A 24,042-nucleotide genomic window follows, 5' to 3' on the forward strand; every position below is an offset into this window, starting at 1 on the left:
GTCAGGTCGAGGGCTCGGGCCGAGCCTGACCGTCGGCGGCGGGAGCCTGACCGTCGGCGCCGTGGCCGGCCTCCAGCTCCGCGATCCGCCGCTGGAGCTGGTCGAGGACGGCGTCCACCTGGTCCATCCGGTAGCCGCGCAGTGCCGTGTCGAAATGCACGTCGGCCACGTCCTGCGCGTGGAGCTCCTCGGGGAGGGCGGCATCGTGCTGGGTCGTGGGCGCCTCGGCCAGCGGGTCGTACCCGACGCGGCCTGCGATCAGCGCCGCGAAACCAGCGACCAGCACGACCGCCACCGCGATGAAGAACACCCAGATCACGCAGGTGATCGTCGCACGAAGTGCGCGACAGACCTACTCAGCCCCCCGTGCCCGTGCCCAGACCGTGATGAGCGGGCTCGTGGTCGGCGGTCGAGGACTCGATGGCCGAGCGGGTCAGCATCTCGACGAACTGCGGCACGTCCTCCGGAACCAGCCGCAGCGTGGCGCGGCAGACGTTGTCCTGCCAGATCGACAGGACGACGCGACCGGTCCTCGGGTGACCGGAGATCCGCAGGGTGCGGCCGGCGACGTCACGCCCGACGATGACGTCACCATGGCTCGGCAGGGGCGAGATGGTCACCGCCTCATGATCGACGCTGGACCGCCCGCGCGTCCATGGCTCACTCGGGTCGTTTTGGCGACACGTGGTTCTCAGCGGCGACCACGAGCCGGACGGCCTCGTCCACGTCGTCCGTGAGATGCAGCAGGTCGATGTCCTTGGAGCTGACCGTGCCGGCCTCGAGCGCGGCCCCGCGCAGCCAGTCGAGCAACCCCGTCCAGTAGTCCCGGCCCAGCAGCACGATGGGGAACGACGTGACCTTCTGGGTCTGGACGAGCGTGACTGCCTCGAACAGCTCGTCGAGGGTGCCGAAACCACCGGGCAGGACGATGAAGCCCTGCGCGTACTTGACGAACATCGTCTTGCGGGCGAAGAAGTAGCGGAAGTTCACCCCGAGGTTGACGTACTCGTTGAGCCCCTGCTCGAACGGCAGCTCGATCCCCAGGCCCACGGAGGCACCGCTCGCCTCGAGGGCGCCCTTGTTGGCCGCCTCCATGGTGCCCGGTCCGCCACCGGTGATCACGGCATACCCGGCCTCCACCAGCCGCCGCGCGACCTGGGTGGCCAGCTCGTAGTACGGCGAGCCGGGGGCCGTCCGCGCCGATCCGAAGACGCTCACGGCCGGCCCCAGCTCGGCCAGCGCTCCGAAGCCCTCGACGAACTCGCTCTGGATGCGCATGACCCGCCAGGGGTCGGTGTGCAGCCAGTCGCTGGGCCCGTGGCTGTCGAGCAGCCGCTGGTCGGTCGTCGTGCCGGGGACGCGCGAACCCCGCAGCGTCACCGGGCCCGTGTGGTAGTCGAAGTCACGCCGGGTGGCTCCGCTGGTCTGGCTCTCCTCGCTCACGCGGGCCAACCTACGCGAGCCAGCGCAGCAGCGCGGCCTCCGCCGACTCCAGCTGGTCGACGGGGCATCGCTCGTCGTCGTGGTGGGCGAGGTTGGGGTCGCCCGGCCCGAAGTTGACCGCGGCGATCCCCATCGCCGAGAACCGGGCCACGTCCGTCCACCCCTCCTTGGCCACGACGGGCTGGCCGATGGCGTCGACGAACGCCTTGGCGGCCGGCAGGTCCAGCCCCGGCCGCGCGCCGGGCGCGTTGTCGTGGCAGACGAGCTCGTAGCCCTCGAAGAGCTCCTCGACGTGGTGCAGCGCCTCCTGCGGGGTCTTGTCCGGTGCGTAGCGGTAGTTCACCGTGACGACGCACTCGTCGGGGATGACGTTGCCGGCGATGCCGCCGCGGATGGCGGTGGCGTTCATGGCCTCGTGGTAGTCCAGCCCGTCGACCGTCGCCGTGGACGTCTCGTATGCCGTGAGCCGGGTGAGGATGCCGTTCGCCTCGTGGATGGCGTTGCGGCCGTTCCACGGGCGCGCCGAGTGGGCGGCGATGCCGCGGGCGGTGACGTCGACCCGCAGCGTGCCCTTGCACCCGCCCTCGACCCGGCTCGCGGTCGGCTCGAGCAGCACGGCGAAGTCCGCGTCGGCGATCAGCTCGGGGCGCTGCTGCTGGATGTGCATCAGGCCGTTGAACTGGCTGTCGATCTCCTCGCCCTCGTAGAACACGAACGTCAGGTCACGGCTGGGCTCGGGTAGCAGCGCCGCCTTGAGCTGCACGGCCACGCCGCCCTTCATGTCCACCGTGCCCCGGCCGACCAGGTCTCCGCCCTCGCGCCGCGTCGGCAGGTTGGCGGGGTCCCGGGTGAGCGGGACCGTGTCGATGTGACCGGCCAGGACGACCCGCTCCGGGCGTCCCAGGGAGGTGCGGGCGACCAGGGTGTTGCCGAGGCGGGTGACCTCCAGGTGAGCCAGCGGCGACAGGGCCGCCTCGATGGCGTCGCAGATGGCGGCCTCGTCGCGCGAGACCGACTCGATGTCGCACAGGGCGGCCGTGAGGGTCACGATGTCGGCGGACAGGTCGAGGGTCACGGGGTCTACGTGGGTGGTCGACATGGCCCGAGCCTAGCCGCGGCACGATGCCGGGCTCTCAGGCTCACTCTCGTAGGCTTGCCCCATGAGCAGCGAGCGCAGGGCATGGGGACACGGTCTGGCGACCGTCCACGACGACGGGCCCGTGCTCGACACCTGGTTCCCCCAACCCGCTCTCGGAGAGCGCCCGGCCGACGCGCGCCCGGCCCCGCAGCTCGAGACCCTCGTGGCCAAGGACGACGCGCGCCACACAAGGCGCGAGCTGGTGACGAAGGAGATCGACCTCGACGCGGCGCCGGCGGACCCGTCCGACGCCTACCTGCGCCTCCACCTGCTCTCGCACTGCCTCGTGCAGCCCAACAGCATCAACCTCGACGGCCTGTTCGGTGTGCTCGTCAACGTCGTCTGGACGACCCAGGGTCCGTGTGCCGTCGACGGCTTCGAGCTGACCCGGGCCGCCCTGCAGGCTCGGGGGCCGGTGCAGGTCCTGGGCATCGACAAGTTCCCGCGCATGACCGACTACGTGGTCCCCACGGGAGTTCGCATCGCCGACGCGGACCGCGTGCGGCTCGGCGCCCATCTGGCCCCCGGCACGACCGTCATGCACGAGGGCTTCGTCAACTTCAACGCCGGCACGCTGGGCACCTCGATGGTCGAGGGGCGGATCAGCCAGGGCGTCGTCGTCGGCGACGGCTCCGACATCGGTGGCGGCGCCTCGACCATGGGCACGCTCTCGGGCGGTGGCACCCAGCGGGTGAGCATCGGCGAGCGCTGCCTCCTGGGTGCCGAGTCCGGCCTGGGCATCGCCCTGGGCGACGACTGCGTCCTCGAGGCCGGCCTCTACCTCACGGCGGGGACCAAGGTCTCCCTCCCCGACGGCCAGGTCGTCAAGGCGCGCGAGCTGTCGGGCCAGGGCAACCTGCTGTTCCTGCGCAACTCCGTGACCGGCACCGTCGAGGCACGTCCGCGCGACGGCCATGGCATCGTCCTGAACTCGGCTCTTCATGCCAACGACTAGGCGCGGCGGCGTCGTCCTCGCGGAGGAGCGCCACCACACCACCGCCCGGCGCTTCGTCACCCGGGCGGTGCTGCTGGTCCTCGCCGTGGGCATCGTCGTCGCCGGCTGGGTCGGCGTCCGTGGGGTGGTCCGTAACTTCGGTGGGCCGCAGTGCCAGGCCACCGCGCTGGGGGCGAGCACGCAGTTCGACCCCAGCCAGACGGCCTACGCGGCCACCATCGAGGCGGTGGCCGAGAAGCGCGGGCTCCCGGCACGCGCGGCCACCATCGCGATCGCCACGGCCATCCAGGAGTCCAAGCTGCGCAACCTGCGCTTCGGCGACCTCGACTCGGTGGGTCTGTTCCAGCAGCGGCCCAGCCAGGGGTGGGGCACGGCCGAGCAGATCCTCGACCCGGTCTATGCGACGAACCGTTTCTACGACGCCCTCGTGAAGGTCCAGGGCTACGAGACGATGAAGATCACCGAGATCGCCCAGAAGGTCCAGAAGAGCGCCTACCCGGACGCCTATGCGAACCACGAGCAGGAGGGCCGCCTGCTGGCCTCGACCCTGTCCGGGCACTCGCCCGGCGGTCTGGGGTGCCGCCTCGACAACGCCGCGACCGGCAACCCGGCCGGCTTCCAGGCCGCACTGAGCCGGGAGCTGGGCGTGACCGCCCACGACGCGGGCCGCACCCTCACGGTGCACGCCGGGTCCGAGCGCGGAGCGTGGAACGTCGGTGCGTATGCCGTGGCGAAGGCCTCGCAGTTCGGCGTCACCGAGGTGCGGGTCGGCGCGAAGCAGTGGACGCGGACGCGGGACTCCTCGGGCTGGGCGTGGCAGAGCACCACCCGGCCGAGCGGTGCCGCTACGACGGTCACCGTGACCTTCGCCGGCTGACGCAGCGACGGTTCACCTTCCGCCGGCTGACGCCGATGACGCGACGCGGGCAGGACTCGGGCTCAGCGACCCGTCATCGCGACGTAGTCGCGCTCGGTGGCACCGGTGTAGATCTGGCGCGGGCGGCCGATCTTGGTCTGCGGGTCCTCGATCATCTCGCGCCACTGGGCGATCCAGCCGGGGAGCCGGCCGAGCGCGAACAGGACCGTGAACATCCTGGTCGGGAAGCCCATCGACTTGTAGATCAGGCCGGTGTAGAAGTCGACGTTCGGGTAGAGCTTGCGCTCCACGAAGTAGTCGTCCTCGAGGGCGCGCTGCTCGAGCTGCAGGGCGATGTCGAGCAGCGGGTCGGCGACACCGTCCTTGGTGAGGATGGTGTCGGCCGTCTTCTTGATGATGGCCGCGCGCGGGTCGTAGTTCTTGTAGACCCGGTGCCCGAAGCCCATGAGCTTCGCGCCCTTCTCCTTGTTCTTGACCTTCGTGACGAAGGTGTCGACGTCGCCGCCGTTGTCGTGGATCTGCTGCAGCATCTCGAGCACGGCCTGGTTCGCCCCACCGTGCAGCGGGCCGAAGAGGGCGTTGATGCCGGCGGAGATCGACGCGAAGAGGTTGGCGTTGGACGAGCCCACGAGCCGCACCGTCGAGGTCGAGCAGTTCTGCTCGTGGTCGGCGTGGAGGATGAGCAGGAGGTCGAGTGCCTTGACCATGTCCTCGTCGAGGTCGTACGGCTCGGCGGGGAACCCGAAGGTCATGCGCAGGAAGTTCTCGGGCAGCGACAGCGAGTTGTCGGGGTAGAGGAACGGCTGGCCGACCGACTTCTTGAACGCGTAGGCCGCGATCGTGGGCAGCTTGGCGAGCAGGCGCACGGTCGAGATCTCGACCTGCTCCTTGTCGAACGGGTCGAGGCTGTCCTGGTAGAAGGTCGACAGCGCCGACACCGCGGAGGACAGCACGGGCATCGGGTGGGCGTCGCGCGGGAAGCCGTTGAAGAACGCCCGCAGGTCCTCGTGGAGCAGGGTGTGCCGGCGGACCTTGGAGTCGAAGTCGTCGAGCTGCTCCTGGGTGGGCAGCTCGCCGTAGATGAGCAGGTAGGACACCTCGAGGAAGCTCGACTTCTCGGCGAGCTGCTCGATCGGGTAGCCCCGGTAGCGCAGGATGCCGGCGTCGCCGTCGATGTAGGTGATGGCGCTGCTGCACGAGGCGGTGTTGACGAAACCGGTGTCGAGGGTGACGTTGCCCGTGGTCTTCAGCAGCTTGGACACGTCGTAGCCGTTGTTGCCCTCGGTCGCCTTGACCAGCGGCAGCTCGAGCGTCGTGTCACCGGCCGTCAGGGTGGCGCCAGCAGTTGCGTCAGTCATGCGAAATCATCCTCCACGTCGTGCGGGCGCCCCACGCCCGGTGCGGCTGGCGCTCTTCGCGCACTGCGACGCTACCCCACGCTCCCGTGCGCCGCGGAATCGGTCCGCTAGGCCGTGAGACGCTCGGCGGCAGCGGCGATGCGCTCGTCGCAGGCGGTCAGGGCGATGCGCACGTGCTCTCGGCCGGCCTGTCCGTAGAAGGTGCCCGGGGCGACGAGTATGCCGCGCGCGGCCATGGCCTCGACAGTCGCCCAGGCGTCCTCGCCCCGGGTCGCCCAGAGGTACAGCCCGGCGTCCGAGTGGTCGACGCGCAGCCCGAACGCCTCCACGGCCGCACGCAGGGTGGCCCGCCGGGCGGCATACCTGGCCTTCTGTCCGGCGACGTGGGCGTCGTCACCGAGCGCGGCCGTGAGGGCCTGCTGCACCGGCCAGGGCACGATCATGCCGGCGTGCTTGCGCACCTCCAGCAGCTGGCGGACCAGGGTGACGTCGCCCGCGACGAAGGCCGCGCGGTAGCCCGCGAGGTTGGACTGCTTGCTCAGCGAGTAGACCGCCAGGAGCCCCTCGTGGCTGCCGCCGGTGACTCGCGGGTCGAGGATGCTGGGGGTGGTCGGCTCGGTCGAGTCCGCGCGCCAGTCGAGCTCGGCATAGCACTCGTCGCTGGCGACGACGACGCCGTGCTCGCGAGCCCAGGCCACCACCTTGGCGAGGTGGTCGACGCCGAGGACCCGGCCGGTCGGGTTGCCGGGACTGTTGAGCCAGAGCAGCTTCGGGGTGGTCGACGGGGTCAGCGGCCCGAGGGCAGCAAGGCCGTCGACCACCAACGGGGTGGCGCCGGCCAGCCGCGCTCCGACGTCGTAGGTGGGGTAGGCGACGCCGGGGAAGCCCACGATGTCACCGGGTCCGAGACCGAGCAGGCTCGGCAGCCACGCGACCAGCTCCTTGCTGCCGATGGTCGGCAGCACGCCGTCGGGGTCGAGGTCGGGCACACTGCGGCGGCGGGCGAACCACGCGGCGACGGCTTCTCGCAAGGCGGGCGTGCCATAGGTCTGCGGGTATCCCGGCGCATCGGCGGCCGCCCTCAGGGCGTCCTGCACCACGACGGGGGTGGGGTCCACGGGCGTCCCCACTGAGAGGTCCACGAGACCACCGGATACGGCACTCGCCCGCTCCTTGAACGGAGCGAGCGAGTCCCAGGGGAAGTCAGGCAGCGAGCGCAGGCTCACGCGAGGCTGCTCACTCGTCGTGCTCCTGGGGGGGCAGGTCAGCGATGATCGGGTGGTCCTTGTTGATGAGGCCGAGCTTGGCCGCGCCGCCGGGGCTGCCCAGGTCGTCGAAGAACTCGACGTTGGCCTTGTAGTACTGGGCCCACTGCTCGGGCACGTCGTCCTCGTAGTAGATCGCCTCGACGGGGCACACCGGCTCGCACGCACCGCAGTCCACGCACTCATCGGGGTGGATGTAGAGCGACCGCTCACCCTCGTAGATGCAGTCGACCGGACACTCCTCGATGCAGGCCTTGTCCTTGAGGTCCACACAAGGCTGCGCGATCACGTACGTCATGGCGCACATACTATGCGGCCCATGTCGAGCGACGTACGCAGCCTCCCCCTCGGGTCTCGGGTGGTGGTCAGATGGCGGCTGGATGCGCCGGACCCCATCAGCGGCGCGACGCTGACGGACGCCGTGGGCACTCTTCTCACGGTCGACGACGCCCGGGTGACGGTCGAGACCGCACGCGGCACGGTGGACATCCCCCTCGAGCGGGTGACTGCGGCCAAGGAGGTCCCGCCGAAGCCGGCGCGCCGGGGAGCCGCCCATCTGGCCGTGTCCGTCGACGACCTACAGCGCGTGATGGCGCCCTCGTGGGGCGCCGTCGACCGCGAGCAGGTGGGCGACTGGCTCCTGCGGGCGTCGGCCGGCTTCACCCAGCGGGGCAACTCGGTGGTCCCGGTCGGCGACCCTGGCCTACCGCTCGCCCGGGCCGTGGAGCGCGTGGAGCGGTGGTATGCCGCGCGCGGGCTCCCGGCGAAGTTCGCCCTCGCCGGCCCACAGGGCTTCGACCCCGCCGACGACCGTCTGGGGGCGCTGCTCACCGACCGTGGATACACCGTCGGGAGCCTCACCCTGAACCTCACAGCGTCGACCGTGACCGTGGCAGCGGCCGACCCCGGCGGTCCGAACGTGACGACCACCCCGGCCCTCACGACCGCCTGGCTGGACGCGTACCGCATGACCCGGGCCACGGTCCCCGAGGTGACCGAGACGGTGCTCACGGGCAGTCCCCGGCAGGTGTTCGGGCAGATCACCCCGGGCGGCGGCCTCTCGCAGCAGCTCGGCCTCCGGGCGGCCGATGCGGCCGGGACGACACCGATCGCCTTGGCCCGATTGGCCTCGGCCTCCGGATGGGCGGGGTTGGGGGCGGTCTGGACCGACCCGGCCTATCGTGGGCGCGGGCTCGCGGCGCACCTCACCGCGCACCTGGCCGGGGAGGCCGCCCGTGAGGGCATCCACCTCATGCACCTCCAGGTGGAGCACGACAACCTGGGCGCCATCCGGCTCTACCACCGGCTCGGCTTCGCCACTCACTCGTCCTACGCGTACCTCACCCAGCCGGACGAGCCGCAGCCGTAGCCGTAACCGGCGTCACTGCAGCGTGGTGTACCGGCTGCGGTAGTAGACGAGGGCGTCCCCCGGATGGTCGGTCGTCGACAACGACACCACCTCGCCGACGACGATGCTGTGGTCACCGGCGGGATAGAGGTCAGTCGTGCGGCACTCGATCGAGGCGAGCGCGCCGTCGAGCAGGGCAACCCCCGTGGCCGCGCCGCGGCTGTGCGCCACCCGGTCGAGCTGCCCATGCAGCGGCCGCCCCCTGGTGGCCAGCCACTCGGCCACAGGTCGCTGCCGGGCGGACAGCACGCTGACGCCCCAGACGCCGGCCTCGGCGACGGCGTCGTGGAAGCGCGCCTCCACCTCGACGCAGACCAGCACCAGCAGGGGGTCCATCGACACCGACGTGATCGCGTTGGCCGTCATCGCGTGGTCGTGGCCGCCGGCGAAGGTCGTCAGGACGGTGACGCCCGTGGCGAAGCGTCCCATGGCGAGGCGGAACTCGTCGGCGAGCACGTCGCCCGAGGGGCTGCTGCTCATCGGCTGTCCCGCGACAACAGTCCCGTATGCCGCGGCTGCCCGCCGGACGCCTCGACCAGGTCACCCGTGGTGGGGTCGAGGAGGGCGAACCCCTCGCGGCCGGACAGCCGGGCGGCGATGTCGTTGGAGAGGGCGTAGGACAGGCCGTCCGGCGCCACCGTCACCTGGGTGCGGTGTCGCCGGAGCGCCTCGGCCTGCAGGGAGACCTGCTCGGGCAGCACCAGCTCGTGAGTCACCACGTCATCGTCGACCACGGACGGAGGGTACGCGCCGTCGGGGTCCGGCACCGTCCAGCCGGCCGGGATGTCGTGGTCGGCCAGCCACCGACGGTCCTCGCGGGCCCACGACGCCGGCGTGAGCACGGCATACAGGGGCGGCCGGTCCTGCGCGTCCAGGGAAGCGAGCGCCGCGCAGGTGACACGGTGGGTCTGGATGTGGTCGGGGTGGCTGTAGCCGCCGTGCCGGTCATAGGTCACCACGGCTGCGGGCCGGACGCGCCGGACCACCGCCGCCACCAGTGCTGCGACCTCGTCGAGATCGGCGTTCGCGAAGGCAGCCGGGTTGGCGGCCGTGGGGGTGCCCGCCATGCCCGAGTCGCGGTACCGCGAGCGGACGCCGTCGACGGAGCACTCACCGAGCACCTCGTGCTCCACGCCGAGAACCTCCATCGCGGCCCGCAGCTCCTCGCGCCGGTAGGCGCCCAGCCGGTCGCCGTGCGCGGCGTCGAGCTCCACGAGCTCGGGCGGGATCACCTCGCCCTCTTCGCCCAGCGTGCAGGTCAGGAGGTGCACCGGATGCCCCGCGCGGGCGTAGTGGCCCATCGCCACGCCCGTCGTCAGCGTCTCGTCGTCGGGGTGCGCGTGGACGAACAGGATCGGGACAGCACCTGCGGGGGCATCGGCCGTCCCGCTGTCGCTCGTCGGGACAGCACTCACCGGACGCCGATCGTCGCCAGGTCGACGAAGCCACCCAGGGCCTCGTTGGCCGTCAACCCGGTCACGCCACTGCCCTCGACGTAGAGGGAACGCCGCTGCGCCAGGGCGATGAAGGCGCCGCGCCTGGCCAGAGAGGCGTCGAGGTCGGCCCAGGCCTTGGCCTGGGCCGAGGCATCGGCCAGCCCGAGGATCCGCGTCATCTCGGCGTTGACCTTGGCATCGGCGAAGCCGCCGAGGTCGAGGCCCTTGCCACTGGGGGTCAGGTTGATCCGGCTGTCGAACAGCGGCGGGATGACCGTCGAAGCCGAGGGCCAGGCCGGGGCCCAGTTGGCCCAGAAGACGTCGGTCCGGGCCGTGGCCCCCGGCGCGCTCACGGTCTGGAAGTAGTTCTTCGCGATCGGCTGCAGGACGATGTCGAATCCGGCGTCGCTCCAGCCGTTCTTCAGAGCGGCCATCGCCTTGTCGGCCGTAGGCGTGGAGCGGTAGGCGACCTGGACCTTGACAGGCAAGGTGAGTCCGGACGCGCGGAGGGCGGCCCGGGCGGCTCCGGGGTCACCGGAGGCGCCGGCGCCGAGCGGATCGGCGTCTCGGTGACCGGGAAGCGCGGGACCGATGAGCGTGGAGCTGGGCGCGGCGGCACTGGGGCCGCCCAGCGCCGTGACATATCCGTCGCGGTTCGTCGCCAAGGCGAAGGCCTTGCGGACCTGCGCGTTCTTCATGACCCCCGAGACCATGTTGGGGGCGAGGTAGTCGACGAACTGGCTCCACGGGTTCACCGAACGGTCTTGCAGGCGAGGGTCCGACAGCACGTGCTGCTGCAGGGCCGGTGGCGCGGGATCCCAGGTGACGGCGGCGGTGCGCCCTGTCGTGCCGTCGATGACCTGCTGCACCGCGGTCTGCGACTCAGTCCCCTGGACATAGCTGATCGCCTGGGGCTGGGCCTGGCGGATCGGGTCGGAAGCCTTGTCCCACCTGGGGTTGCGCACCAGCGTGCCGCCCGAGCTCGGATCCCAGGGCCCCTTGAGCATGTACGGTCCGCTGGAGAACATGGCGTAGGTCCCCGCGCGACCCCGGTCCTGGGACTTCTTGAAGGGCGCGAACACGGGCATGGCCAGCGCCTGGTTGAAGTCCACCATGGGGGTGGTGAGCCGGAAGGTGATCGTCTTGCCGGCGCAGGAGACCGCCTTGTCGAAAGCCGCCGCGCCCCGGCTGTCGCCGGGACCGGCATACGTACTCGTTCCGTCACTCTTGCGGGGGATGTCGAGGTAGGCCAACGGGTAGTTGAGCCCCTCGGTCGCGAACGGCTCGGCGAACGACCTCGAGATGCCGTAGCGGACGTCGTCGCAGGTGACGGGCGAGCCGTCCTGCCAGGTGATGCCGTCACGCAGGGTGAAGGTCCAGGTCTTGAGGCTCGCGTCGTGCGTCCCGGCGTCGGTGGCCAGGTCGCCGACCACGCGTCGCTGAGCCGCCGCGTCACGCCCGGGCGGGAACGCCGTCAGCGTGCGCAGGTAGGTCCGGCCCGCGAAGGCGATGTCCTGCGCGGCCGACATCCGCTGGGGGTCCCAGGTCTCCACCGGCCCCAGGGACAGGACGGTGAGCCGGCCGTCGGAGGTCGAGGTGCTCTGGCCGCCCACGACGACGGCCTGGTTGCAGGCGGACAGCAGCCCGACCGAGACCACACCGGCCGCCAGGAGGGCGCCGGTCCGACCGGCGAACCGCCGCGAGGCACCACGCCGCAGGCGGGGGCCCCGCACGACTGGGAGCCTCATGCGCTCAGGCGTTGCGCGCCCGGGCAGCGGCGCGGGCCCGCAGGGTCTGGTCGAGCTCGACCTTGCGGATGCGCACGGCCTCGGGCGTCACCTCGACGCACTCGTCCTCGCGGCAGAACTCGAGCGACTGCTCGAGGCTGAGCTTGCGCGGCGGCACGATCTTCTCGAAGTTGTCGGAGGAGGAGGCGCGCACGTTGGTGAGCTTCTTCTCCTTGGTGATGTTCACGTCCATGTCGTCGGCGCGCGAGTTCTCGCCGATGATCATGCCCTCGTAGACCTCGGTGGTCGGGTCGACGAAGAGCGTCCCCCGCTCCTGCAGGTTGACCATCGCGTATGCCGTGACGACACCGGAGCGGTCGGACACCAGGGAGCCGCTCGTGCGGGTGGTGATCGTGCCGAACCACGGCTCATAGTCCTCGAACACGTGGTGGGCGATGCCCGTGCCGCGGGTCTCGGTGAGGAACTCGGTGCGGAAGCCGATCAGGCCGCGCGACGGGACCAGGAACTCCATGCGGATCCAGCCCGTGCCGTGGTTGGTCATCTGCTCCATGCGGCCCTTGCGGGCGGCGAGGATCTGGGTGATGGCGCCGAGGAACTCCTCGGGGGTGTCGATGGTGAGGCGCTCCACCGGCTCGTAGGTCTTGCCGTCGACCTGGCGGGTCACGACCTGGGGCTTCCCGACGGTCAGCTCGTAGCCCTCGCGGCGCATCTGCTCGACCAGGATGGCGAGCGCCAGCTCGCCGCGGCCCTGCACCTCCCAGGCGTCGGGGCGCTCGGTCGGCAGGACCCGCAGCGACACGTTGCCGATGAGCTCCTTGTCGAGGCGGTCCTTCACCATGCGAGCGGTGACCTTGGAGCCGCGAGCCCGGCCCACCATGGGGCTGGTGTTGGTGCCGATGGTCATCGAGATCGCCGGCTCGTCGACCGTGATGACGGGCAGCGCGATGGGGTTGTCGGGGTCCGCCAGGGTCTCGCCGATCATGATGTCGGGGATGCCCGCGATGGCGATGATGTCGCCGGGGCCGGCCGACTCGGCGGGCTTGCGCTCCAGCGCCTCGGTCATGAGCAGCTCGGTGATCTTGACCCGCTCGACGGTGCCGTCGGTCCGGATCCAGGCCGCCTGCTGCCCCTTCTTGATGGTGCCGTTGTGCACCCGCAGCAGGGCCAGGCGACCGAGGAAGTTAGAGGCGTCGAGGTTGGTGACGTGCGCCTGCAGCGGCGCCTCGTCGTCGTAGGTCGGCGCCGGGATCGTGGACAGGATCGTGGCGAAGAGCGCCTCGAGGTTGTCGGCGTCGGGCAGGCCGCCGTTCTCGGGACGGTTCATCGAGGCGCGACCGTTCTTGGCGGAGGCATAGACGATGGGGAACTCGATCTGGTGCTCGTCCGCATCGAGGTCCATGAACAGCTCATAGACCTCGTCGACGACCTCGGCGATGCGGCTGTCGGGTCGGTCGACCTTGTTGATGCACAGGACCACGGGCATCTTGGCGGCCAGCGCCTTGCGCAGCACGAAGCGCGTCTGCGGCAGCGGGCCCTCGGAGGCGTCGACGAGCAGCACGACGCCGTCGACCATGCTCAGACCGCGCTCGACCTCACCGCCGAAGTCGGCGTGACCGGGGGTGTCGATGATGTTGATGGTCGCGCCGTCGGCCAGGCCCGCATCCGCGGCCGCCTTGCCGGCGTAGTGGATGGCGGTGTTCTTCGCGAGGATGGTGATGCCCTTCTCGCGCTCGAGGTCGCCGGAGTCCATGGCCCGCTCGTCGACGTGCTGGTGCTCACCGAAGGCACCGGCCTGCCAGAGCATCTTGTCGACCAGCGTGGTCTTTCCGTGGTCGACGTGGGCAACGATGGCGACATTGCGGATGTCACCGCGGGTCTTCATGGGCATGAGCACCATTGTCTCAAACATTCATGGCCCTGCTGACCACGCGCACGATCGGGAGGTCGGCCGGGAGCCAGGGCACGGCATACAGGTCGGTCGCGTCCAGCCACTGCAGCCGGTCGTGGTCCTCGATCGGCCGCGGCTCTCCCGACGTCACCCGCGCGATCCACACCCGCATGGCGAACCGGTCGCCCAACGGCCATCGGCCGTCGGGCAGCGGGCCCTCGACGAGCGCTCCGAGCTCGACCACGACCCCCAGCTCCTCGTGGAGCTCCCGGTGCACGGCCTCGACCTCGGTCTCGCCGGGATCGACCTTCCCACCGGGCAGCTCCCACCCGCCCGCGAGCTCGGGCGGCTCGGTCCGGCGGGCCGCGAGCAGCATCGAGGGCCGGGTCAGGTCGTCGACGAGCGCCGCGCCGACGACTGCCCTGCGCGGCTGCGTCGGGCCCTGCGCGGCCACCTCAGGATCTGGCACGGTCACGAAAGTTCCTGCTGCCCTCTTGCATTGCGGGGCAAAACCTTTCGGCGCGTCACGATTTCGCATCGGACTGTTGCTGGCAGGCTCCATGGCATCCATGATGGGCGCCGAGCCCCGCAGAGTTGCAGGGCGCGAGACCCGCGCCGTCGCACTCCCACACCATCGACGAACCGCCGCACCCGGCGTCTGGAGGACGATTTCGTGAGCGCTCCGCTCGAGTTCGGGCCGGGGGCCAGCATCGCTGAGCCCGAAGCGGTCCTCGTCGGCGAGAAACGGATCGAGGGACGCTCGCTGGGCCAGATCGCCTGGACGCGCCTCAAGCGGGACAAGGTCGCGGTCACGGGCTTCTTCTTCCTCATCTTCCTGATCCTGGTCGCCATCCTGGCGCCCGTGATCACGCATTTCGTCGGTGGCGACCCCAACGCGTTCCATCAGGACCTCATCGACACCGCCACCGGCACACTCGGCCCCAAGGGCGCGTACGGCGGCATCAGCAGTGCCCACCCGCTGGGCATCGAGCCCGTCAACGGACGCGACATCTTCTCGCGCATCGTCTACGGCTCCCGGATCTCGCTGCTCATCGCGTTCCTCGCGACCCTGCTGTCGGTCGCCATCGGCACCACGATGGGCATCGTCGCCGGCTTCTTCGGCGGTTGGGTCGACGCCGTCATCGGCCGCACCATGGACATCTTCCTGGCGTTCCCCCTGCTCGTGTTCGCGATCGCCCTGGTCGGCGTCATCCCCGACAAGGCCTTCGGCCTGAGCGGTGACTCACTGAGGATCACGCTGCTGGTCTTCATCATCGGTTTCTTCAACTGGCCCTACATCGGTCGCATCGTGCGCGGCCAGACGCTGTCACTGCGCGAGCGTGAGTTCGTCGACGCCGCCCGCAGCCTGGGGGCCCGCAGCCCCAGCATCCTGCGCTCCGAGCTGCTCCCGAACCTCCTGGCGCCCATCCTCGTCTACTCGACCCTGCTGATCCCGACCAACATCCTGTTCGAGGCGGCCCTGTCGTTCCTCGGAGTCGGCGTCCAGCCCCCCACCTCGTCGTGGGGCGGCATGCTCAGCGAGGCCGTGAACTTCTACACCATGCCCTACTTCATGGTGTGGCCCGGGCTGGCGATCTTCCTGACCGTCATGGCCTTCAATCTGTTCGGCGACGGGCTGCGCGATGCGCTCGATCCCCGAGCACGCTAGATGCGAGGAACCGCGCATCAACTTCCGTATCCAGAAGGGTGCACTATGAAAAACACGAAACTGATGGGCGCCGCCAGCATGATCGCTGTCGCCGCCCTCGGCCTGAGCGCATGCGCGGGAAGCTCGAGCAACCCGGGAACCGGTGGCTCCAGTGGCTCCTCGAGCGGAGGCACCACCAAAGCCTCCTTCAACGCCGCGCTCAACGCTGTCTACAACCCGTCGACCAAGACGGGGGGCACGCTGAAGTTCGCGGACGACGCGCAGCCCGACAGCACCGACCCCGGTGACACCTACTACGGGTACATGTGGGACTTCATCCGCCTCTACGGACGCTCCCTGACGATGTTCAAGGTGGTCCCCGGCCAGGCGAGCTCGGAGCTCGTGGGCGACCTCGCCACCGGCAAGGGCACCTCGCCTGACCAGGGCAAGACCTGGACCTACCACCTGCGCCCCGGCCTGAAGTTCGAGGACGGCACCCCGATTACGTCCAAGGACGTGAAGTACGCCGTCGAGCGCCAGTACGACAAGACGGTCTTCCCCGACGGCCCGACCTACCTCAACGACATGCTCAACTGGCCGGCCGGCTACAAGGGCGTCTACCAGTCCAAGGGTGTCAACACGGACTCGGCGATCACCACGCCTGACGACCTGACGATCACCTTCCACCTCAAGTCCGCGTTCTCGGGCTTCGACTACGTCGCCATGACGCCCCAGGTGATGCCTGTGGAGCAGGCGAAGGACACCGGCGCCAAGTACAAGGAGCACCCGATCTCCTCGGGTCCCTACATGTTCAAGCCCGGCTCCTACGTCGAGGGCAAGGGCTACACGCTGGTCCGCAACCCGAACTGGAGCAAGGCCACCGACCCGAACCGGCCGGCGCTCGTCGACGAGATCGACATGCAGTTCAACCAGAACGCCGAGGACATCGACAACCGGATCATCGCCGGTGACCTCGACGTCCACGTGACCGGTACCGGTGTCACGTCGGCCACGCAGAGCCGCGTCCTGACGACGCCGGACCTCAAGGCCCGCGCCGACAACCCGACGATCGCGCGTCTGTGGTACGTCTCGATCCCGAGCACGGTCAAGCCGTTCGACAACAAGGACTGCCGCATCGCCGTGCAGTACGCCATGGACCGCACGTCCTACCAGACGGCATACGGCGGCGAGTTCACCGGCGGCCAGCTCGCGACGACCCTGCTGCCCCCGATGATCCCGGGCTACCAGAAGTTCGACCTGTACCCGACCCCTGGCAACAAGGGTGACGTCACCAAGGCGAAGGCCGAGCTCGCCAAGTGCGGCCAGCCCAACGGCTTCACGACCAACATGGGGTACCGCGCCGAGCGCCCGAAGGAGAAGGCCGTCGCCGAGGCCTTCCAGCAGGCTCTCGCCAAGGTCGGCATCACCGTCAACCTCAAGGGCTACCCGAAGAAGGACTACTTCTCGACCTACTGCGGCAACCCGCCCTACGTCGTGAAGAACGACCTCGGCCTCTGCGTCAACGGCTGGGGCGCCGACTGGAACGACGGCTACGGCTTCCTGGCCCAGATCGTCGACTCCCGGGTCATCCGCGACTCGGGCGGCTCGTCCAACATCTCGGTGCGCAACCCCGCGGTGGACAAGCTCCTGGACCAGGCTCAGAACGAGCTGGACGTGTCCAAGCGCAACGCCATCTGGGGCCAGATCGACAAGATGGTCATGGAGGACGCCACGATCTACCCGGGCGTCTACGCCAACGCACTGCTGCTGCGCGGCAAGAACCTGACCAACGTGTTCATCAACCAGCAGTTCGGCTACTACGACTACGTGGCCCTCGGCAAGTCGTCCTAGCTCTAACGTCCCTCCGCACAGAGAGCGGGTGAAGGCAACAGCGGGTGGCCGGCCCTGACCGGGCCGGCCACCCCTGCCGCACCGTAGTGATCACCTACATCATCCGGCGACTGATCGCCGCCGTCGGCCTCCTGCTGGTCGTCACGATCATCACCTTCGCCATCTTCTACCTCCTCCCCCGGCTCGCGGGCGCGTCGCCAGAGACCCTGGCTGCCCGCTACGTCGGACGCTCCGCCACCGCCCAGACGGTGCACCTCATGGCTCAGAACCTCGGCTTCTACGACCCGATCTGGGTCCAGTACTGGCACTGGCTCAAGGGCATCTTCACGGGTGTCGACTACAACATCGGCACCGGCATCGACCACTGTCCGGCCCCCTGCCTCGGCTACTCCTTCCAGACCAAGAGCCCGGTGCTGCCGGACATCCTGCGGGTGACCCCGGTGACGTTCTCGCTGGCGATCGGCGCCGCTGTGATCTGGCTCCTCGTCGGAGTCGCGACCGGTGTCCTCTCGGCTCTGCGCCGCGGCACCTTCTTCGACCGGGCGGCCATGACGATCTCCCTCGCAGGCGTGTCGCTCCCCGTCTTCTGGACCGGCCTGATGGTTCTGTCCTTCTTCGCCTACAACTGGGGTCTGATCCCACCCGGCGGTAGCTATACGCCCATCACCCAGAACCCGTTGCTGTGGGCCAGCGACCTCATGGCGCCGTGGATCACGCTGGCGTTCCTCTTCTCCGCCCAGTACGCGCGACTGACCCGTGCTGGCATGCTCGAGACGATGAACGAGGACTACGTCCGCACCGCCCGCGCCAAGGGCCTGTCCGAGCGCACGGTGGTGCTCAAGCACGGCCTGCGCGCGGCACTGACGCCCATCGTGACCATCTTCGGTCTCGACCTGGGCCTGCTGCTCGGTGGCGCGGTGCTCACCGAGACCGCCTTCGGCCTCGACGGGCTGGGCCACTACGCCATCCTCGCCATCGGCGACGAGGACCTGCCACGCATCCTCGGCGTGGTACTCGTCGCATCGATCTTCGTCGTGCTGGCGAACCTGATCGTTGACCTGTTGTATGCCGTCGTCGACCCGAGAGTGCGTGTCCAGTGAGCGAGCCCTTCCTCGACGTGCGTGACCTGCACGTCTCCTTTCCCACCATGGACGGGCTGGTCAAGTCGGTCGACGGCCTGTCCTTCCAGCTCCAGCGCGGCAAGACGCTGGGCATCGTCGGCGAGTCCGGCTCGGGCAAGAGCGTGACGAGCCTGTCCATCATGGGCCTGCACCACGGCAGCAACGCCCAGATCACCGGTCAGATCCTGCTCGACGGCACCGACCTGGTCGGCGCCACTCCGGAGCAGGTCCGGGCCCTGCGGGGCAAGAAGATGGCGATGATCTTCCAGGACCCGCTGTCGGCGATGCACCCCTTCTACACCGTGGGCCACCAGATCATCGAGGCCTACCGGGTGCACAACGACGTCTCCAAGTCGGTGGCACGCAAGCACGCCATCGACATGCTCGACCGCGTCGGCATCCCCCAGGCGAGCTCGCGGGTCGACGACTACCCGCACCAGTTCTCCGGCGGGATGCGGCAGCGGGCCATGATCGCCATGGCGCTGTCCTGCGACCCCGACCTGCTCATCGCCGACGAGCCGACCACGGCGCTCGACGTGACGGTCCAAGCGCAGATCCTCGACCTCATCCGCGACCTGCAGAGCGAGTTCAACTCGGCGGTCATCATCATCACCCACGACCTCGGTGTCGTCGCCGAGCTGGCCGACGACATCATGGTGATGTATGCCGGGCGGTCCATGGAGTACGCCTCGGGCCAGGAGGTCTTCGAGCGTCCGCAGCACCCGTACACCTGGGGCCTGCTGGGCTCGATGCCCCGCATGGACCGCGAGCGCACCGAGCGGCTGATCCCCATCAAGGGCTCTCCCCCGAGCCTGATCAACGTGCCGAGCGGGTGTCCGTTCCACCCGCGCTGCGCCTTCGAGAGCCTCACCAACGGCGCATCGCGCACCGAGCGCCCTGACTTCCGGGAGGTGCTGCCCGGCCACTTCGTCGCGTGCCACCTGACCGACGAGGAACGCCGTCGGATCTGGGAGTCCGAGATCCGGCCGATGCTGTGACGCGCCGCCATCTCGCCTCCGGACCCACCGACCTGCACGACCTGGGAGCCCCTCAGTGAACCTGACGACCGAGACCACCGACGCGTCCACGCAGCCGCGCACCGACGCACTCCTGTCGGTGAGCGGCCTGACCAAGCACTTCCCGATCCGGCGCGGCCTCCTGCAGCGCCAGGTCGGCGCCGTGCAGGCCGTGGACGGGTTGACGTTCGACGTCGCCCGTGGCGAGACCTTGTCCCTGGTCGGCGAGTCCGGCTGTGGCAAGACGACCACGGGCCGCATGCTGACCCGGCTCATCGAGCCCACGGACGGTCAGATCCTCTTCGAGGGCAGGGACATCACGCACCTGTCGACCGCCGAGATGCGGCCGCTGCGCCGCGACGTGCAGATGATCTTCCAGGACCCCTACGGCTCGCTGAACCCGCGGCACACGGTCGGCACGATCGTCGGCGCACCGTTCCGGATCCAGAAGGTCAAGACCGAGCACGGCACCAAGCGTGCCGTGCAGGAGCTGCTCGAGCTCGTCGGTCTGAACCCGGAGCACTACAACCGCTACCCACACGAGTTCTCCGGCGGCCAGCGGCAGCGCATCGGCATCGCCCGGTCCCTGGCCCTGCGACCCAAGCTGATCGTGGCCGACGAGCCGGTCTCCGCGCTGGATGTCTCGATCCAGGCGCAGGTCATCAACCTGCTCGAGGACCTGCAGAACGAGTTCGGGCTGACTTACGTCGTCATCGCCCACGACCTGTCCGTCGTGCGGCACATGTCCGACCGCGTCGCGGTGATGTACCTCGGCAAGATGGTCGAGCTGGCTGACCGCGACTCGCTCTACTCGCGGCCGATGCACCCCTACACCACGGCGCTGATGTCTGCCGTGCCGCTGCCCGACACCAACCGTCGGACCAAGCGCGAGCGCATCCGGCTCCAAGGGGACGTCCCGAGCCCGATCAACCCTCCACCGGCCTGCCGCTTCCATACCCGCTGCTGGAAGGCGCAGGAGATCTGCAAGACGGTGGAGCCGCCGCTGGTCCAGCTGGCACCGGGTCACCAGGTGGCGTGCCACTTCCCGGAGAACGCCTCCCCCGCCGAGCAGGCGACCGCGACGGCTGCAGCCGATCGGGGCTGAGCCGAGCCGACCCGTAGGAGAGCCTTTCCTTCGATGACAGGGCTCGGACCGGTTTGGGAGAGTGGGACCATGGCGCGCCTTCTGACTGACGACGAGATCGAGCGCCAGCTCGGTGACCTGACTGACTGGACCCGTGACGGCGCGACGCTGCGCGCCGCGTTCGACGCCCCGGACTTCCCCACGGCGGTCACGCTGGTCGACGAGGTGGCGCTCGAAGCACAGCAGATGGACCACCATCCCGACATCGACATCCGGTGGGTCACGACGAGGTGGGCCCTGTCGACCCACTCCGAGGGCGGCCTGACCCAGCTGGACATCGAGCTGGCCCATCGCATCTCGCAGGCCGCCGCTCGTCTGGGGGCGGTGCGTCATGGCTGACGCCACGATGCCCGACCTGGAGCCCCATGGCGGCGAGGAGCACACCCAGTCGATCGGGTCGCGCCTGAACTGGCTGCGGGCCGGTGTCCTGGGCGCCAACGACGGCATCGTGTCTACCGCCGGCATCGTCATCGGTGTGGCGGCCGCGACCACGAACCGCGGAGCCATCCTCACCGCCGGCGTGGCTGGGCTCGCCGCCGGCGCCATGAGCATGGCGTCGGGCGAGTACGTCTCGGTGAGCACGCAGCGTGACACCGAACAGGCGCTCCTGGCCAAGGAGCGCCGCGAGCTCCATGAGATGCCCGACGAGGAGCTCGCCGAGCTCACGGCGATCTACGAGGGCAAGGGCCTGAGCGCCGAGCTGGCCCGCGAGGTGGCCGTGCAGCTCACCCACCACGACGCCCTGGGCGCCCACGCCGAGGCCGAGCTGGGCATCGACCCCAACGAGCTCACCAACCCCTGGCATGCCGCCTGGGCGTCCATGATCAGCTTCACCTGCGGCGCCTTGCTGCCCCTGCTGGCGATCCTGATCACCCCGGTGACCGCGCGGGTGCCGGTCACCGCCGTCGCCGTGGTGGTCGCCCTGAGCCTCACCGGGTGGGCGAGCGCTGCGCTGGGTGATGCGCCCCGATGGCCCGCCGTCGTGCGCAACATCCTCGGGGGCCTGGTCGCCATGGGCGTCACGTATGCCGTGGGTCGACTGGTCGGCCCCCACGTCTAGACCGTTCGGTCAGCTTTGGCGACGAAGGTCGTGCGCGTACGGCCCCGGGAGCTAGCGTTTGGCCCCGAGCCGATCCTTTTGCGCACGATCTCGAGATGGAGCCTGCATGAACCTGCGACGCGCCCTGGCCGTCCTTGTCGTCACGACCGCAATGGTCTCGGGGAGCGCCCTGACGGCCGGTGCCATCACGGGCGGCCAGTCGGACGGCGCCGCACACCCCAACGTGGCGATCGTGGCGTACTACGACGCCAACGGACGACAGCGGTGCACCGCCACCCTGGTCTCGCCCACCGTGCTCGTCACCGCTGCGCACTGTGCCGATGGTGCGGTCGGGGCGACCGCCGTCTCGTTCAACTCCGTCATCGCGCAGTCGCCGGCGGAGTCACTGCCTCCGGCCCAGGACCCCACGGTCGGCTACTCCAGCTCCGAGCTGGCCGCTGACGGCTGGCTCAGCGGGCAGGCCTTCGCCGACCCGGCATACTCGCACTTCACGGACAAGGCCAGCTGGAACGACGTCGGGGTGGTCGTCCTCGACCAGCCCGTCACCGGCATCGCGCCCGCGACCATCGCACCGGTGGGCTACCTCGACCAGTTCACACCGAACCTCCTGCACCACACGCTGTTCACCACCGTGGGCTACGGCGTCGAGATGGGCCACGCGCCGTCCGGCCCGCAGAACCCCACGCCGCTGTCCTACCCGATCCTGCGTCGAAACGCCGACGAGCCGGGGCAGAAGCTGACCTCCCAGATCCTGCAGGTCAACGGCAACCCGAACGACCCGTTCGGCACCGGCGGCACGTGCTTCGGCGACTCCGGCGGCCCGTCCTTCAACGGCGGCTACCAGGTGACCGTGACGAGCTACACCCTCACCAACAACTGCCGCTACATCGCCGGCTTCCAGCGGCTCGACATCCCCGCCGTGCAGAGCTGGCTCGCGACGTTCGGCGTCCAGCCGGCCAGCTGAGGCGTCCCATACGGGGGGCGCGCCCCCGCGCGCGTCTCTCAGCGAAGGTTCACCCGATGCGCCTTATGCTCTCTGGACCGATGCCCACGCCACCTGAGGTCAGGTGATCATAGGGGCCCTCGACACCGGGAGTAGCTTTGCTGGACGAGACCCCGAGCCTCGATCATGCGAGCCCAGACGAGCCGATCGTCGTGCGCGGACGGCGCCGCCTCACGCGGCGGGGGCGGGTTCTCCTCATCGCCGCCGGGGTCGTCGTGGCCCTGGTCGCTGGCGGAACCCTCTACGCAGGGATGCAGTACACGAGCCTGATCGACAGCATCAAACGGTCGATCAGCCTGTCCGGACCGAAGTCCACCCACGGTGACACGAACATCCTCGTCATGGGCCTGGACAGCCGGGTGGACGAGAACGGCAAGCCGCTGCCCAAGGCGCTGTACGACGCCCTGCATGCCGGTGACTCCTCCAACGGCGGCCTCAACTCCAACGTCCTCATGCTTCTGCACATCCCGGGCGACGGGCACGGTGCCACCGCGATCTCCATCCCCCGCGACGACTATGCCGCCTTGTCGGGCTGCCCGGACGGCCAGTGCATGGGCAAGATCAAGCAGGCGTACGGGCTGGCGTTCGACCAGGCGACCAAACGGTTGGCGCAGCAGGGCGTGAACGGCACGGCACGTGAGCAGCAGGCCCGCAACGCCGGCCGCCAGGCGGAGATCGCGACCGTCCGCGACTTCCTCGGAGGCGTGCCGATCGACCACTTCATCGAGGTCACCATGGTGGCCTTCTTCCAGATCTCACAGGTGGTGCAGCCGATCACGGTCTGCGTGAAGGAGAACACCCAGGACTCCTACTCGGGGGCGATGTTCCACGCGGGCACCCAGCAGATCAGCGCCTCACAGGCCCTGGCCTTCGTCCGGCAGCGCCGTGACAACGTCCACCCCGACCTGAACTTCACCGACCTCGACCGGTCCCGACGCCAGCAGGCGTTCATCGCCTCGCTCTTCCACCAGCTGAAGCAGGCCGACACGTTCACGAACCCGTCGAAGATCGCGGGCATCCTCGACGTGGCCAAGAAAAACACCGCCGTCGACAAGGACCTCGACATCCTGTCGTTGGTGAGCCAGGCCAGCCAGCTCTCCGGCAGCAACCTGCACTTCTTCACCCTGCCGATCAAGGGCTTCGGCACCGACCCGCTCGGTGAGTCGGTCAACCTCGTCGACCTCCCCCTGATCAGGGCGACCACGCACCAGCTGCTCTACGGGAGCAGCAAGAGCTCCACGCCGAGCTCGAGGCCCACGACAAGCCAGCCAGCCTCGAGGCCCCACGCACTCGTCGACGTCGTGAACGCCTCCGGACGCTCCGGCGTCGCCCACGCGCTGCTGGCCCGCCTCGTGGCCAAGGGCTACACCGGTGGCACTGCCAGCACGTCGTCCTTCCGCCGCAGCACCTCCGTGGTCGAGTACGCGCCCGGCGAGGGCTCCGCAGCCTCCGCGCTCGCGGCGTCCTTGGGCGGCCTTGCCGTCGAGCCCCGCTCGACTCTCGCTGCTGGCACCCTGCGGGTCGTGATCGGCAGTGACTTCTCCGCGTCCGCCCCCTCCACCAGCGCGACCACCGCGCCCGCCCCGGCTCACGCCGTGGCTGCGACCGGGGGCGGGCGCAGCGGACCGCCGCCGACCGCCCTGACCGACCTCTCGGGGGTCGGCATCCCCTGCGTGAAGTAGC

The 24,042-nt window shown here is 69.6% G+C and carries 24 protein-coding genes; 12 read left to right on the forward strand and 12 right to left on the reverse strand.

What is annotated here, in order from left to right; all coding sequences use genetic code 11:
* Position 1: 1 nt before the first annotated feature.
* From VGN50_RS11285 to dapE, 4 genes are read right to left on the reverse strand one after another with little or no spacing between them, the layout of a single operon-like run.
* Positions 2-319, reverse strand: coding sequence for a DivIVA domain-containing protein (locus VGN50_RS11285; RefSeq protein ID WP_327444873.1), 318 nt, complete (start codon positions 317-319; stop codon positions 2-4).
* Between the two features lie 37 nt (positions 320-356).
* Positions 357-620: a hypothetical protein gene (locus tag VGN50_RS11290; RefSeq protein ID WP_327444874.1), complete on the reverse strand. Its 264-nt coding sequence runs from the start codon at positions 618-620 to the stop codon at positions 357-359.
* Positions 621-660: 40 nt separating this feature from the next.
* Positions 661-1,443, reverse strand: coding sequence for a TIGR00730 family Rossman fold protein (locus tag VGN50_RS11295; protein ID WP_327444875.1), 783 nt, complete (start codon positions 1,441-1,443; stop codon positions 661-663).
* 10 nt (positions 1,444-1,453) lie between these two features.
* A complete protein-coding gene (gene dapE, locus VGN50_RS11300; RefSeq protein WP_327444876.1) occupies positions 1,454-2,542 on the reverse strand; it encodes a succinyl-diaminopimelate desuccinylase in 1,089 nt (362 codons plus the stop codon).
* A 61-nt stretch (positions 2,543-2,603) separates the two neighbouring features.
* On the opposite strand from dapE, the gene dapD reads away from it, so the two are divergent.
* Both dapD and VGN50_RS11310 read left to right on the forward strand, forming a co-directional pair.
* On the forward strand, positions 2,604-3,536 hold the full coding sequence (dapD, locus tag VGN50_RS11305; protein ID WP_327444877.1) for a 2,3,4,5-tetrahydropyridine-2,6-dicarboxylate N-succinyltransferase: 933 nt from the start codon (positions 2,604-2,606) through the stop codon (positions 3,534-3,536).
* A complete protein-coding gene (locus VGN50_RS11310; RefSeq protein WP_327444878.1) occupies positions 3,523-4,413 on the forward strand; it encodes a hypothetical protein in 891 nt (296 codons plus the stop codon). Before dapD ends, VGN50_RS11310 begins: the two co-directional genes overlap by 14 nt.
* Positions 4,414-4,475: 62 nt before the next feature.
* Here the strand turns inward: VGN50_RS11310 and VGN50_RS11315 are convergent, their stop codons facing one another.
* From VGN50_RS11315 to fdxA, 3 genes are all read right to left on the reverse strand, one after another.
* Positions 4,476-5,771, reverse strand: a complete 1,296-nt coding sequence (locus VGN50_RS11315) for a citrate synthase (protein ID WP_327444879.1) — start codon at positions 5,769-5,771, stop codon at positions 4,476-4,478.
* 107 nt (positions 5,772-5,878) lie between these two features.
* Positions 5,879-6,997: a succinyldiaminopimelate transaminase gene (dapC, locus tag VGN50_RS11320; RefSeq protein WP_327444880.1), complete on the reverse strand. Its 1,119-nt coding sequence runs from the start codon at positions 6,995-6,997 to the stop codon at positions 5,879-5,881.
* A gap of 10 nt (positions 6,998-7,007) precedes the next feature.
* Positions 7,008-7,334, reverse strand: coding sequence for a ferredoxin (gene fdxA, locus VGN50_RS11325; protein ID WP_327444881.1), 327 nt, complete (start codon positions 7,332-7,334; stop codon positions 7,008-7,010).
* Between the two features lie 21 nt (positions 7,335-7,355).
* On the opposite strand from fdxA, the gene VGN50_RS11330 reads away from it, so the two are divergent.
* Positions 7,356-8,405, forward strand: coding sequence for a GNAT family N-acetyltransferase (locus VGN50_RS11330; protein WP_327444882.1), 1,050 nt, complete (start codon positions 7,356-7,358; stop codon positions 8,403-8,405).
* A gap of 12 nt (positions 8,406-8,417) precedes the next feature.
* Here VGN50_RS11330 and VGN50_RS11335 read toward each other — a convergent pair whose 3' ends face one another.
* Genes VGN50_RS11335 through VGN50_RS11355 form a run of 5 tightly spaced genes read right to left on the reverse strand, consistent with a single transcriptional unit; the run spans position 8,418 to position 13,991 of the window.
* Positions 8,418-8,924: a flavin reductase family protein gene (locus tag VGN50_RS11335; RefSeq protein WP_327444883.1), complete on the reverse strand. Its 507-nt coding sequence runs from the start codon at positions 8,922-8,924 to the stop codon at positions 8,418-8,420.
* Entirely contained in the window at positions 8,921-9,859 is a 939-nt protein-coding gene (gene mshB, locus VGN50_RS11340; RefSeq protein WP_327444884.1) for an N-acetyl-1-D-myo-inositol-2-amino-2-deoxy-alpha-D-glucopyranoside deacetylase, read from the reverse strand. Before mshB ends, VGN50_RS11335 begins: the two co-directional genes overlap by 4 nt.
* Positions 9,856-11,613: an ABC transporter substrate-binding protein gene (locus tag VGN50_RS11345; RefSeq protein WP_327444885.1), complete on the reverse strand. Its 1,758-nt coding sequence runs from the start codon at positions 11,611-11,613 to the stop codon at positions 9,856-9,858. Before VGN50_RS11345 ends, mshB begins: the two co-directional genes overlap by 4 nt.
* A 19-nt stretch (positions 11,614-11,632) precedes the next feature.
* Positions 11,633-13,516 (reverse strand): translational GTPase TypA, encoded by a 1,884-nt coding sequence (gene typA, locus VGN50_RS11350; RefSeq protein ID WP_327444886.1) that lies wholly within the window; start codon positions 13,514-13,516, stop codon positions 11,633-11,635.
* Positions 13,517-13,529: 13 nt separating this feature from the next.
* Complete coding sequence (locus VGN50_RS11355; protein WP_327444887.1) at positions 13,530-13,991, reverse strand: (deoxy)nucleoside triphosphate pyrophosphohydrolase; 462 nt, start codon at positions 13,989-13,991, stop codon at positions 13,530-13,532.
* 198 nt (positions 13,992-14,189) lie between these two features.
* On the opposite strand from VGN50_RS11355, the gene VGN50_RS11360 reads away from it, so the two are divergent.
* From VGN50_RS11360 to VGN50_RS11400, 9 genes are all read left to right on the forward strand, one after another.
* Positions 14,190-15,185, forward strand: coding sequence for an ABC transporter permease (locus tag VGN50_RS11360; protein WP_327444888.1), 996 nt, complete (start codon positions 14,190-14,192; stop codon positions 15,183-15,185).
* Between the two features lie 45 nt (positions 15,186-15,230).
* Positions 15,231-17,015, forward strand: coding sequence for an ABC transporter substrate-binding protein (locus tag VGN50_RS11365; RefSeq protein WP_327444889.1), 1,785 nt, complete (start codon positions 15,231-15,233; stop codon positions 17,013-17,015).
* A 44-nt stretch (positions 17,016-17,059) separates the two neighbouring features.
* A complete protein-coding gene (locus VGN50_RS11370) occupies positions 17,060-18,115 on the forward strand; it encodes an ABC transporter permease (RefSeq protein ID WP_327444891.1) in 1,056 nt (351 codons plus the stop codon).
* Complete coding sequence (locus VGN50_RS11375; RefSeq protein ID WP_327444892.1) at positions 18,112-19,134, forward strand: ABC transporter ATP-binding protein; 1,023 nt, start codon at positions 18,112-18,114, stop codon at positions 19,132-19,134. Before VGN50_RS11370 ends, VGN50_RS11375 begins: the two co-directional genes overlap by 4 nt.
* Positions 19,135-19,195: 61 nt before the next feature.
* Entirely contained in the window at positions 19,196-20,257 is a 1,062-nt protein-coding gene (locus tag VGN50_RS11380; protein WP_414694594.1) for an ABC transporter ATP-binding protein, read from the forward strand.
* 69 nt (positions 20,258-20,326) lie between these two features.
* Positions 20,327-20,635: a 4a-hydroxytetrahydrobiopterin dehydratase gene (locus tag VGN50_RS11385; RefSeq protein ID WP_327444894.1), complete on the forward strand. Its 309-nt coding sequence runs from the start codon at positions 20,327-20,329 to the stop codon at positions 20,633-20,635.
* Positions 20,628-21,356: a VIT family protein gene (locus VGN50_RS11390; RefSeq protein ID WP_327444896.1), complete on the forward strand. Its 729-nt coding sequence runs from the start codon at positions 20,628-20,630 to the stop codon at positions 21,354-21,356. The genes VGN50_RS11385 and VGN50_RS11390 overlap by 8 nt, the downstream gene beginning before the upstream one ends.
* Positions 21,357-21,462: 106 nt before the next feature.
* Complete coding sequence (locus VGN50_RS11395; RefSeq protein ID WP_327444897.1) at positions 21,463-22,320, forward strand: trypsin-like serine protease; 858 nt, start codon at positions 21,463-21,465, stop codon at positions 22,318-22,320.
* Positions 22,321-22,511: 191 nt separating this feature from the next.
* Complete coding sequence (locus VGN50_RS11400) at positions 22,512-24,041, forward strand: LCP family protein (protein ID WP_327444898.1); 1,530 nt, start codon at positions 22,512-22,514, stop codon at positions 24,039-24,041.
* Position 24,042 lies beyond the last annotated feature (1 nt).

It is taken from the genome of Pedococcus sp., from assembly GCF_036000045.1.
Classification (GTDB): domain Bacteria; phylum Actinomycetota; class Actinomycetes; order Actinomycetales; family Dermatophilaceae; genus Pedococcus.